Below are 11,850 nucleotides of genomic sequence, written 5' to 3' on the forward strand. Positions count from 1 at the left end.
CGTTCGTGCTCGCGGGCAGCCAGGTCGTCGTCGTCGAGCGCGACCCGGCCGCCGCGAGCGCCGCCGAGGAGCGCGTGCGCGCGAGCCTCCGCACGAGCGTCGAGCGCGGCTGGGCCGAGCCGCTCGACGAGCTCGAGGGCCGGCTGCGGGTCGCGATCGACGCGGCCGCGTTCCGGGGCTGCGACCTCGTCGTCGAGGCGGTGCCCGAGGACGAGGGGCTCAAGTCGGATGCGCTGCGGCGAGTCGAGGCCGTCCTGTCGCCCGCCGCGTCGCTCGCGAGCAACACCTCGTCGATCTCGATCGACCGGCTCGCGGCCTCGCTCTCGCGGCCCGAGCGGTTCCTGGGGCTGCACTTCTTCAACCCGGTCCCCGCATCCGCCCTCGTCGAGATCGTGCTCGGGGAGGCGACCGCGCCCGCGCTTGCGAACGACGCGCGCGCGTGGGTCGAGGCGATCGGCAAGACGCCCGTGACCGTGCACGACGCGCCCGGCTTCGCGTCGAGCCGGCTCGGCGTCGCGATCGGGCTCGAGGCGATCCGCATGGTCGAGGAGGGCGTCGCGAGCCCCGGCGACATCGACCTCGCGATGGAGCTCGGCTACAAGCACCCCGTGGGGCCGCTGCGCACGACCGACATCGTCGGCCTCGACGTGCGCCTCGGCATCGCCGAGCACCTGCACCGCGAGCTCGGCGAGCGCTTCGCGCCCCCGCAGCTGCTGCGCGACATGGTCGCGGATGGCCGGCTCGGCAAGAAGAGCGGCCGCGGCTTCTACGACTGGAACGACTGACAAGGATCGACGATGACCGACACCATGACCCGCACCCGCCTGCTGCCGAGCTACGTCGAGGACGCGTGGTGGGAGCCCGCCGACGCGAGCGACGCCGCCGTGGTGCGCGACGCATCCACCGGTGACGAGGTCGCGCGCGTCTCGACGACCGGCCTCGACCTCGCGGCCGCGCTCGAGCACGCGCGCACGGTCGGGCAGCACGCGCTCGCGCCGCTCACGTTCCACCAGCGGGCGATCCTGCTCAAGCAGATGGCGCTCGCCCTCACCGAGCGGAAGTCGGAGCTGTACGAGCTCTCGGCCCGCACGGGCGCGACGAGGAACGACTCGTGGGTCGACATCGACGGCGGCATCGGCGTGCTCTTCACCTACTCGTCGAAGGGGCGGCGCGAGATGCCGCAGTCGACGATCTACCTCGACGGGCCGGTCGAGCCGCTCTCGAAGGACGGCTCGTTCCTCGCCCGCCACATCTGCACGACGCTGCCGGGCGTCGCGGTGCAGATCAACGCGTTCAACTTCCCCGTGTGGGGCGCGCTCGAGAAGCTCGCGCCCGCGTTCCTCGCCGGCATGCCGACGCTCATCAAGCCGGCGACCCCCACGGGCTACGTCACCGAGCACATGGTGCGCATCCTCGTCGAGTCGCGGCTGCTGCCCGCGGGGAGCCTGCAGCTCGTGTCCGGGTCGGCGCGCGACCTGCTCGACCACCTGCGGCTCGGCGACACGGTGAGCTTCACGGGCTCGGCGTCGACCGCGGCGAGCCTGCGCCTGCACGACGCCGTGCAGACGGGCGGCGTGCGCTTCACGGTCGAGACCGACTCGATCAACGCATCCGTGCTGGGCCCCGACGCCGAGCCCGGCACCCCCGAGTTCGACGCGTTCGTGCGCGGCCTCGTCGCCGAGATGACGGCGAAGGCCGGCCAGAAGTGCACGGCGATCCGGCGGGCGATCGTGCCGACGGGCATGACGGATGCGGTGGCGGAGGCCGTGCGCGAGCGGATCGCCGCGAGGGTGGTCGTCGGCGACCCGCGCGCCGAGGGCGTCACGATGGGGCCGCTCGCGTCGCTCGAGCAGCGCGACGAGGTGCTGCAGCAGGTGATGAAGCTCCGCGAGGGCGGCGGCCGGATCGTCGTCGGCGGCGACGCGGGCGAGGTGCGGCTCGCCGACGGCTCGCTCGGCGAGGCCGAGGGCGGCGCGTTCGTCGCGCCGACGCTGCTCGCGTTCACCGACCCCGAGGCGGATGCGGTGCACGAGATCGAGGCGTTCGGCCCGGTCTCGTCGCTCGTCGAGTACGGCAGCCCGGAGCAGGCGGCCGAGATCGTCGCGCGCGGCGGCGGATCGCTCGTCACCTCGGTCGCCTCGCACGACGCCGCGTTCGTCGCCGAGCTGACGCGCCGCATCGCGCCGCACAACGGCCGCATCCTGCTGCTCGACCGCGACGACGCGCGCGCGTCGACCGGCCACGGCTCGCCGCTGCCGATGCTCGTGCACGGCGGCCCGGGCCGCGCGGGCGGCGGCGAGGAGCTCGGCGGCATCCGCTCGGTGCTCCACCACATGCAGCGGACCGCGATCCAGGGCTCGCCGGCCATGCTCACGGCGCTCACCGGGGTCTGGCACCCGGGGGCTCCCGCCTCGACCGCGGCACCGCATCCGTTCCGGAAGTCGCTCGCCGAGCTGCGCATCGGCGACCAGGTCGTCTCGGAGCGGCGCGAGATCACCCTCGACGACATCGAGCACTTCGCCGAGTTCACGGGCGACCTCTTCTACGCCCACATGGACCAGGCGGCGGCGGAGGCGAACCCGTTCTTCCCGGGCCGCGTCGCGCACGGCTACCTGCTGCTGTCGTTCGCGGCCGGGCTCTTCGTCGAGCCCGCGCCGGGCCCCGTGCTCGCGAACACGGGCCTCGACAACCTGCGCTTCATGACGCCCGTCTCCCCCGGCGACTCCCTGCGCGTGACGCTCACGGCGAAGCAGATCACGCCGCGCGAGACCGACCCGTACGGCGAGGTGCGGTGGGATGCGGTGCTCACGAACCAGGACGACGAGGTCGTCGCGCAGTACGACCTGCTCACGTACGTCGCGAAGGAGCAGCCGGGCGAGTAGGCGCGGCGCGCGCCGCGGAGGGCCACCCGTATCTCGCGAGCGGCCCTCCGCGATCGGTGTGCGCCTACTCGGCCGGGAGCACGAGCTCCTGGCCGGCCATGATGACGTCGGGGTCCGACAGGGTCTGCTGGTTCACCGCGAAGATGCCGAGCCAGCCGCTGTCGACGCCGCGCGCCTCGGCGATCTCGAAGAGCGTGTCGCCCGCGACGACCGTGTAGCGCTCGTCGCCGGGCTCGACGTCCGGCAGCTGGAGCCCGACCGCCTCGGACGAGGCGTGCTCGAGCGCCTCGGGCGCCGCGTGGGCTCCGCCCTGCGCGGCCGCGGCGGGCTGCGCCGCCGGGGCCTGCTGCACCGGGGTGCTGCTCGGCTCGGCCGTGCCGCTCGCGCCGATCTGCACCGAGCACGAGGGCCACGCGCCCCAGCCCTGGCCGGCGAGCGTGTTCTCGGCGACCCGGATCTGCTCCTCGCGCGACGCATCCGCCGGGTTGCCGGTGCCGCCGTACGCCTGCCAGGTCGACAGCGAGAACTGCAGGCCGCCGTAGTAGCCGTTGCCGGTGTCGGCGGCCCAGTTGCCGCTCGACTCGCACTGCGCGAGCGCGTCCCAGGTCGAGTCCGACGCGGCGTTGGCCGCGGTCGGCACGAGGACGGCGCCGGCGACGGTCGCGATGCCGGTGGCGACGAGGCCTCCGACGACTCGCTTCGAGCGGCGCGGACGGTGGGTGGTGTGCTGCTTCACGATGAACTCCGCGGCCCCGCCTCGCGCGCGCTCAGCACGTGCGACCGCCCGACCGGTTCGTATCGTTTCGATGGCACGAAGGACTCTCGGGGCGGATGCGACGGCCGTCCTTCGCGGTTCAAGCCGTCGACACTACGCGAAGATCACGATTCGGTAACGGATTCCGCCAGGAGCGAACACTGCCGCAGCAGCAGAGGCAGTCGATCCGTCGCCCAGAGATCAGAGCGACGAGGGCTCGCGGAGCCCCGTCCGCACGAGCTCGAGCACCGAGTCGGCGAGCTGCTCGGGCGTGATCGGGCCGTCGGGCCGGTACCACTCGACGATCGAGTTGACCATGCCGAACGTGAGCCGCTCGGCCACGCGCGGCTCCATGTCGGGGCGCAGCGTGCCCTCGTCGCGCGAGAGCTCGAAGAGCGCCCGCAGCTTGCGGTCGATCTCGCGCCGGCGGCGCATCGCCTCGAGCTCGATCGGGGTGTTGCCGCGCAGCCGCAGCAGCAGCGTGACGTAGGGCTTGTTCTCGCACAGCACGAGCACCGCGCCGCGGATGACGTGGCGGATGCGGCTGACGACCGGTCCCGTCGTCGCCTCCGGGGAGTCGAACACCGCCTCGAGCGCGTCGAGCGCCTTGCCGAGCGCGACCTCGAGCATCTGCTCCTTCGACGCGAAGTGGTGGTAGATCGCCGACTTCGACAGGCCGAGCCGCTCCGCGAGCACGCCGAGCGACGTCGCGTCGTAGCCGCGCTCGTTGAACGCCGCCACCACGACCTCGAGCATGGAGTCGCGGTCGTAGCCGGGGCGACCGCGGCGGGCGGGCTCAGTGGCGGTGGTCATCGACCGATCCTCCCAGCCCGAACCGCATCACTGCTCGCGCAGGTCGTAGACGCGCTTGTACTTGCCCTCCGAGCGCGGCAGCGAGCCAGCCGGCACGACCTCGACGCCGACCGAGGTGCCGATGTGCTCCTTGACGCGCAGCTGCAGGATCTTCGCGGCCGCCTCCGACGACTCCGCCGGCACGCCCGGCTCGCACTCGATCTTCACCGTGAGCGCGTCCATCCGGCCCGAGCGCGTGAGCTCGAGGATGAAGTGGGGCGTGAGGTGCTCGATCGCGAGCACGATCTCCTCGATCTGGGTCGGGAAGAGGTTCACGCCGCGCAGGATGATCATGTCGTCGTTGCGGCCGGTGATCTTCTCGATGCGCCGCATCGTCGGCGCGGCCGAGCCGGGCAGCAGCCGCGTGAGGTCGCGCGTGCGGTAGCGGATGACCGGGAACGCCGTCTTCGTGAGCGACGTGAAGACGAGCTCTCCCATCTCGCCGTCGGCGACCGGCTCGGTCGTCTCGGCGTCGATGATCTCGGGCAGGAAGTGGTCCTCCCAGATCGTCGGGCCGTCCTTCGTCGACGCGAACTCGCTGCCGACGCCCGGCCCCATGACCTCGGACAGGCCGTAGATGTCGACCGCGTGCAGGCCCATCCGCCGCTCGAGCTCGAGGCGCATCTCGTTCGTCCACGGCTCTGCGCCGCAGATCGCGACCTTGAGCGAGGTCTCCCGCGGGTCGAGGCCCGCCTCGTCGAACGCGTCGGCGATCGTGAGCAGGTACGACGGCGTGCACATGATCGCGTCAGGCTCGAAGTCGCGGATGAGCTGCACCTGCCGCGCGGTCTGCCCGCCCGAGACGGGGATCACCGTGCAGCCGAGCCGCTCGATGCCCGCGTGCGCGCCGAGGCCGCCCGTGAAGAGGCCGTAGCCGTAGGCGTTGTGCACCTTCCAGCCGGGCTCGACGCCCGCGGCGCGCAGGCTCCGCGCGACGACCTCCGCCCAGTTGTCGAGGTCGGCCTGCGTGTAGCCGACGACCGTCGGCCGACCGGTCGTGCCGGACGAGGCGTGGATGCGCACGACCTGCTCCATCGGCACCGCGAACATGCCGAAGGGGTAGGCCTGGCGCAGGTCCTCCTTCGTCGTGAAGGGGAGGCGGCGCAGGTCGTCGAGCGAGCGGATGTCGTCCGGGCCGACGCCCGCCGCGTCGAGCTTCGCGCGATAGGTCGGCACGCTGTCGTACGCATGGCGCACGGTGCGCTGCAGGCGCTCGAGCTGCAGCGCGCGCAGCTCGTCGAGCGAGAGCCGCTCGCCGGCGTCGCGGAGGTCGGCGGATGCGGTGGTCTGGTCGAGCATCGTTGCTCCTGTTCCTCTTCGAGTGCGGTCAGGCGGGGCCGCCGGCGCCCGCGGGCGTCGTCGGGGCGGGGCGGGAGGTCGAGAACGAGCGGCCGCGGAACTCGGCGACCGTCTCGCCCGTCTCGTCGACGATCGACACGTCGTAGAGGCCGTTGCGGCCCGAGCGCCAGCGGCGCTCCGCGGTCGCGGTGAGCGTCTGGCCCGCGTGCGTCGCCTTCGCGAACGTGATGTCGGCGCCCGAGGCGACGGTCACCGTCGCATCCTCGTTGCACGCGTACGCGAAGGCGGTGTCGGCGAGCGTGAAGACGAGCCCGCCGTGGGTGATGCCGAAGCCGTTCACCATCGCCTCGGTGATCTCCATCGTGAGCACCGCGCGGCCCCGCTCGAGCTCGGCGATCTCGATGCCGAACGCCTCCTTCGCGCGATCGGTCTCGGCCATGATCGTGGCCAACCAGCTCTCGTCCCGCGTGATCTCGGGGTTCCGCGTCTCCAGCATGCGCGCTCCATTGCGTCGTCCGGCTCGTCCGGCGGGGCCGTTGCAGGCCCGCCGTGCGCCAGTCTATACTTACTGAACGTTCGGTAACTAATTCCGAGCCGGAACGAGACGGAGTCGACGATGACGCTGACCGCACCCGACGCATCCGCCCTGCAGCCCAGCGGCGAGGAGCTCGCCGACCTGCAGGCGCGCTTCGACGCGATCATCGAGGCCGACCAGCGCATCGAGCCGCGCGACTGGATGCCCGACGCGTACCGCAAGACGCTCATCCGCCAGATCTCGCAGCACGCGCACTCCGAGATCATCGGCATGCAGCCCGAGGGCAACTGGATCTCCCGCGCGCCGAGCCTCAAGCGCAAGGCCATCCTCATGGCGAAGGTGCAGGACGAGGCGGGCCACGGCCTCTACCTCTACTCGGCCGCCCAGACGCTCGGCATCAGCCGCGATGAGATGACCGAGCAGCTCATCACCTCGCGCGCCCGCTACTCGTCGATCTTCAACTACCCGACGCCGACGTGGGCCGACATGGGCGCGATCGGCTGGCTCGTCGACGGCGCCGCGATCTGCAACCAGGTGCCGCTGTGCCGCGCCTCCTACGGGCCGTACGGCCGCGCGATGGTGCGCATCTGCAAGGAGGAGTCGTTCCACCAGCGGCAGGGCTTCGAGATCCTGCTCGAGCTGAGCCAGGGCACGCCCGAGCAGCACGCGATGGCCCAGGACGCGGTCGACCGCTGGTACTGGCCCGCGCTCATGATGTTCGGCCCGCCCGACGACGAGTCGCCCAACTCGGCGCAGTCGATGGCGTGGAAGATCAAGCGCTTCTCGAACGACGAGCTGCGCCAGCGCTTCGTCGGCATGCTCGTGCCGCAGGCGGAGGTGCTCGGGCTCACGCTGCCCGACCCGAACCTGCGCTGGAACGAGGAGACCGGCCAGTGGGACATGTCCGAGATCGACTGGACCGAGTTCCACGAGGTGCTCGCCGGGCGCGGCCCCGCGAACGCGCAGCGCATCCAGCACCGCCGCGACGCCCACGAGGAGGGCGCGTGGGTGCGCGAGGCCGCCGCCGCGTATGCGGAGAAGCAGGCGCAGCGGGATCGGCAGGCCGCCTGATGTCCACCCCCGGAGACGTTGCCGGCGAGGGCTGGCCGCTGTACGAGGTGTTCGTGCGCGCCAACCGCGGCCTGAGCCACGTGCACGTCGGCTCGCTGCACGCGCCCGACGACGACATGGCGCTGCGCAACGCGCGCGACCTCTACACGCGCCGCAACGAGGGCGTCTCGGTGTGGGTCGTGCGCTCGAGCGCGATCACCACGAGCGACCCCGACCTCAAGGGCGCGTTCTTCGAGAGCCCGGCGGGCAAGAACTACCGGCACGCGAAGTACTACGAGAAGAGCGCGGAGGTGCCGCACCTGTGAACGCGCAGCTGAACGACGCGGAGCTCGCCGAGTCCGCGAAGGCGGCCCCTGCCGCGCCGACGAGCGCGCGGCGAGACGCCGCGTCGATCGCCGCCCTGCACGACGCGGAGGCCGCCGACGTCCACGGCGACGTGTCGGTCGACGACGTGCACCTCGCGGCCGAGCTCGCGGGGGCGGATGCGTCGGCGACGGCGAGCGCCGACGTCGCGGAGTACGCGATGCGGCTCGGCGACGACGCCCTCATCCTCTCGCAGCGCCTCGGCTGGTGGATCTCGCGCGCCCCCGAGCTCGAAGAGGACATGGCGCTCGCGAACATCGCGCTCGACCTGCTCGGGCACGCCCGGAGCCTCCTGCACTACGCGGGCACCGCATCCGCCCGCACCGAGGACGACCTCGCGTACTGGCGCGACGAGCACGAGTTCCGCTGCGCATGGCTCTTCGAGCAGCCGAACGGCGACTTCGCGCACACGATCGCGCGCGGCCTCATCGCCGCGATCTGGATGCAGGAGCTGTACACGGCGCTGTCGCGGTCGACGGATGCGTCGCTCGCGGCGATCGCGGCGAAGGCCGTCAAGGAGGTCGCCTACCACCGCGACCACGCCGTGCAGTGGACGCTGCGGCTCGCGGGCGGCACGGAGGAGTCGCGCGCGCGGATGCTCGTCGGGCTCACCGACCTGTGGCCGTACATCGACGAGCTGTTCCGCGACGACGAGCTGCACGACCGGCTCGGCGACATCGCGCCGCGGCCGTCGAGCCTGCGGGCCGGCTTCGACGAGGTGTGGAGCGCGGTGCTCGCGGAGGCCGAGATCGCCGAGGCCGACTTCGTCAACCCGAAGATCGGGCAGTCGTCCGGCGGGGGCCGGTTCGGGAACCACTCGACGCACCTCGGCCCGCTGCTCGCCGAGATGCAGGTGCTGGCCCGCCGGCACCCGGGGGCGACGTGGTGATCATGACCACCGCATCCGCCACCCTCGAGCGAGCCCGCGAGGTCGCCGCGGCCGTCGTCGACCCCGAGGTGCCCGTGCTCACGATCGACGACCTCGGCGTGCTGCGGGACGTCCGGCTCGAGGGCGGGACGGTCGTCGTGACGCTCACGCCCACCTACTCCGGCTGCCCCGCGATCGACCAGATGCGCGACGACGTGCTGCTCGCGCTCACCGCCGAGGGCTTCGCCGACGTGCGCGTCGACTTCACGCTCTCCCCCGCGTGGACGACGGACTGGATGAGCGAGGCCGGCAAGGCGAAGCTCGAGCAGTACGGCATCGCGCCGCCGACGCACCGCGCGGGTGCGCGCTCGGGCCCCATCCCGCTCTCGCTCGGCGTGAAGTGCCCGCGCTGCGGTTCGCTCCGCACCCGCGAGGTCTCGCGCTTCGGCTCGACCGCGTGCAAGAGCCACTTCGAGTGCCTCGCGTGCCTCGAGCCCTTCGACCACTTCAAGGTGCACTGACATGGCGGCGATCAACCTCGGCTCGACCGGGCTCGGCCTCGGCTCGAGCACGTCCCGCAAGCGCGCCCGCTTCCACGAGCTCGAGGTCGCGGAGGTGCGACCGCTCACCGAGAACGCGGTCGAGGTGACGTTCGCGGTGCCGGACGGGTTGCGGGACGAGTTCGGCTACGTCGCCGGCCAGCACCTCGCGCTGCGCAAGACGATCGACGGCCAGGAGCTGCGCCGCTCGTACTCGATCTGCCGCCCGCCGACCCCGGGCGGCATCTCGGTCGCGATCAAGCGCGACCTCGGCGGCCGGTTCTCGACGTGGGCGAACGAGGAGCTGCGACCCGGCGACCGCATCGACGTCATGGTGCCGCAGGGCACGTTCACCTCGGCGCTCGAGCGGCTCGACGACGCGCACGTCGTCGGCATCGCCGCGGGCAGCGGCATCACGCCGATGATGGCGCTCGCCCACGAGGTGCTCTCGCGCTCGGACACGTCGACGTTCTCGCTCGTCTTCTCGAACCGCTCGACCCTCGACGTCATGTTCATCGAGGAGCTCGCCGACCTCAAGGACCGCTACCCCGCACGGCTCGCGCTGCACCACGTGCTCTCGCGCGAGCAGCGCGCGGCGCCGCTCATGTCGGGGCGCATCGACCAGGAGCGGCTCGAGCGGATCCTGACCGATCTCATCCGCCCCGAGAGCGTCGACGAGTGGTTCCTGTGCGGGCCGTTCGAGCTCGTGCAGCTGTGCCGCGACACGCTCGAGGCGAAGGGCGTCGACCCCGCGCACGTGCGCTTCGAGCTGTTCACGACCGGCCGGCCCGACGACGCAGGCGGCGACCGCGGGCGGCCGGTGCAGGTCGCGGCCGGGGAGGACACGTGGACGCTCGACTTCACGCTCGACGGCCAGTCGTCGCAGGTCGAGAGCCCCATCGCGGCGCGCGAGTCGATCCTCAACGCGGCGCTGCGGGTGCGGCCCGACGTGCCGTTCGCGTGCGCGGGCGGCGTGTGCGGCACGTGCCGCGCGAAGGTCGTCTCGGGCAGCGTCCACATGACCGAGAACTACGCGCTCGAACCCGACGAGCTCGACCGGGGCTACGTGCTGACGTGCCAGTCGCATCCGCAGCCCGGCACCGAGCGGGTCGTCGTCGACTACGACGTCTGAGTCCGGAGGGCTCGCCCTCGCGGTGACCCCGAGGATTCGGGGTCGAGTAGCGTCCGGAGGACGCGCATCGAGACCGATCCGGAACGTCTCGACGGGCCCCGGTCCCACTCGACGAACGGCACACGAAGGAGTCCCATGATCGAGCTCACCATCGCCGACGGCATCGCCGACGTCGTGCTGAACGCGCCAGAGAAGCGCAACGCGCTCGACGCATCCGCCCTCACCGAGCTGTCGGATGCGTACACCGAGGCCGAGCGCGCCGGCGTGCGCGCGCTCGTGCTGCGCGGCGAGGGCACGGTGTTCTGCGCGGGCCGCGACATCTCGGGCGTCGACCCGCGCACGGACGACGTGACCGGCTTCCTGCACGAGCGCGTGCAGCCCGTGCTGCGGCAGATGTCGGCGTTCCCCGCTCCGACGTTCGCGGCCGCGCACGGCGCGGCGCTCGGCGTCGGCCTCGGCCTGCTCATCGCGACCGACGTCGTCTACGTCGCCGAGTCGACCAAGGTCGGCAGCCCCTTCGCGGCGCTCGGCGCGACCCTCGACTCGGGCGGCCACGCGCTCTTCTTCGAGCGGCTCGGCGCGCACCGCACGCTCGACCTCATCTACTCCGGCCGCCTCATGACGGGCGCCGAGGCGGTCGCCGGGGGGCTCTTCTCGCAGTCCTTCCCCGACGACGAGGTGCTCGGGGCGACGCGCGCCGCGGCCGCGCACGCCGCGCAGGGCCCGACGCTCGCGTTCATCGCGTCGAAGGAGCTCATCCGGGGCCTCCGCGACGAGCGGCTCGGCCTGTGGCAGTCGATGGGCGGTGAGAGCGCCGCGCAGGCCGCGCTCGCGCAGACGGCCGACTACCGCGAGGGCTTCGCCGCGTTCCAGCAGAAGCGCACGCCGACGTTCACCGGCCGCGACTGAGCCGCGCGAGCCGAGACGACGCATCCGCCCCATGACCGCCATCGACCGGCTCTCCCTGCTCGCCGACCTGCAGGCGCGCTTCCTCGACACGACCAGCCGGGCCGACCGCACGACGCCCATCCCGTGGCTCGGCCGCTGGCGGGTCGAGCAGCTCGTCGTGCACCTCGCGCGCGTGCACCACTGGGCGGCGGGCCAGGCGCGCCGGCAGCAGGAGGAGCCGCTCGGGCGCGGCCCGTTCGACGACCTGCCTGCGCTCTACGCCGCGTGCGCGGCAGAGCTGCGCGAGACGCTCGCCGAGCTCGACCCCGACGCGCGCGCGTGGGCGCTCGTCGACGACGGCGTCCCGCGGGCGGAGCGCACCGGCACCGTGCGCTTCTGGCACCGCCGGCAGCTGCACGAGACGCTCGTGCACCTGTGGGACCTCCGCACCGCCGTCGGCGAGCCGCTCGACGCGGGCGGGCCGGCGATCGACGAGGCGGTGTGGCTCGACTGCCTCGACGAGGTGATCGACGTCATGCACCCCCGGCAGCTGCGGCTCGAGCGGGTCGCGCCGCCCGCCGCGCGGCTCGTGTTCGAGGCCACGGGGGCGGATGCGCCGCGCGCCCTCGCGGGGGCGGCCGACGGCGCCGCCGAGGTGCGCATCGCC

Annotated in this window: 13 protein-coding genes; 9 read left to right on the forward strand and 4 right to left on the reverse strand. The window is 72.7% G+C overall.

Going from position 1 to position 11,850, the window contains the following annotated elements; all coding sequences use genetic code 11:
* A partial coding sequence (locus NWP09_RS08025; RefSeq protein ID WP_258275002.1) for a 3-hydroxyacyl-CoA dehydrogenase family protein occupies positions 1-785 on the forward strand: 785 nt, incomplete at its 5' end.
* Positions 786-797: 12 nt separating this feature from the next.
* Positions 798-2,882, forward strand: a complete 2,085-nt coding sequence (paaZ, locus tag NWP09_RS08030; protein WP_258275003.1) for a phenylacetic acid degradation bifunctional protein PaaZ — start codon at positions 798-800, stop codon at positions 2,880-2,882.
* A 64-nt stretch (positions 2,883-2,946) separates the two neighbouring features.
* Here the strand turns inward: paaZ and NWP09_RS13510 are convergent, their stop codons facing one another.
* From NWP09_RS13510 to paaI, 4 genes are all read right to left on the reverse strand, one after another.
* Positions 2,947-3,618, reverse strand: coding sequence for a transglycosylase family protein (locus tag NWP09_RS13510; protein ID WP_309137108.1), 672 nt, complete (start codon positions 3,616-3,618; stop codon positions 2,947-2,949).
* 219 nt (positions 3,619-3,837) lie between these two features.
* Positions 3,838-4,449, reverse strand: a complete 612-nt coding sequence (locus NWP09_RS08045) for a TetR/AcrR family transcriptional regulator (RefSeq protein ID WP_258275004.1) — start codon at positions 4,447-4,449, stop codon at positions 3,838-3,840.
* Between the two features lie 27 nt (positions 4,450-4,476).
* Positions 4,477-5,787, reverse strand: a complete 1,311-nt coding sequence (gene paaK / locus NWP09_RS08050) for a phenylacetate--CoA ligase PaaK (RefSeq protein ID WP_258275005.1) — start codon at positions 5,785-5,787, stop codon at positions 4,477-4,479.
* Between the two features lie 28 nt (positions 5,788-5,815).
* Positions 5,816-6,283 (reverse strand): hydroxyphenylacetyl-CoA thioesterase PaaI, encoded by a 468-nt coding sequence (paaI, locus tag NWP09_RS08055; protein WP_258275006.1) that lies wholly within the window; start codon positions 6,281-6,283, stop codon positions 5,816-5,818.
* A 120-nt stretch (positions 6,284-6,403) separates the two neighbouring features.
* On the opposite strand from paaI, the gene paaA reads away from it, so the two are divergent.
* The 7 genes from paaA to NWP09_RS08090 form a co-directional block, all read left to right on the forward strand.
* Positions 6,404-7,393 carry a 1,2-phenylacetyl-CoA epoxidase subunit PaaA gene (paaA, locus tag NWP09_RS08060; protein ID WP_258275007.1) on the forward strand — a complete coding sequence of 330 codons (990 nt, stop codon included), beginning with the start codon at positions 6,404-6,406 and terminating at the stop codon, positions 7,391-7,393.
* On the forward strand, positions 7,393-7,698 hold the full coding sequence (paaB, locus tag NWP09_RS08065) for a 1,2-phenylacetyl-CoA epoxidase subunit PaaB (protein ID WP_258275008.1): 306 nt from the start codon (positions 7,393-7,395) through the stop codon (positions 7,696-7,698). The genes paaA and paaB overlap by 1 nt, the downstream gene beginning before the upstream one ends.
* A gap of 146 nt (positions 7,699-7,844) precedes the next feature.
* Positions 7,845-8,645 carry a 1,2-phenylacetyl-CoA epoxidase subunit PaaC gene (gene paaC / locus NWP09_RS08070; protein ID WP_258275014.1) on the forward strand — a complete coding sequence of 267 codons (801 nt, stop codon included), beginning with the start codon at positions 7,845-7,847 and terminating at the stop codon, positions 8,643-8,645.
* A gap of 2 nt (positions 8,646-8,647) precedes the next feature.
* Entirely contained in the window at positions 8,648-9,145 is a 498-nt protein-coding gene (paaD, locus tag NWP09_RS08075) for a 1,2-phenylacetyl-CoA epoxidase subunit PaaD (RefSeq protein WP_258275009.1), read from the forward strand.
* Between the two features lies 1 nt (position 9,146).
* Positions 9,147-10,295, forward strand: coding sequence for a 1,2-phenylacetyl-CoA epoxidase subunit PaaE (paaE, locus tag NWP09_RS08080; RefSeq protein ID WP_258275010.1), 1,149 nt, complete (start codon positions 9,147-9,149; stop codon positions 10,293-10,295).
* 135 nt (positions 10,296-10,430) lie between these two features.
* Positions 10,431-11,204 (forward strand): enoyl-CoA hydratase/isomerase family protein, encoded by a 774-nt coding sequence (locus NWP09_RS08085; RefSeq protein WP_258275011.1) that lies wholly within the window; start codon positions 10,431-10,433, stop codon positions 11,202-11,204.
* 31 nt (positions 11,205-11,235) lie between these two features.
* Positions 11,236-11,850: maleylpyruvate isomerase N-terminal domain-containing protein (locus tag NWP09_RS08090; protein WP_258275012.1), on the forward strand; the 615-nt coding region annotated here is incomplete at its 3' end.

Origin of the sequence: Agrococcus sp. HG114, assembly GCF_024723325.1 — a bacterium.
Classification (GTDB): domain Bacteria; phylum Actinomycetota; class Actinomycetes; order Actinomycetales; family Microbacteriaceae; genus Agrococcus.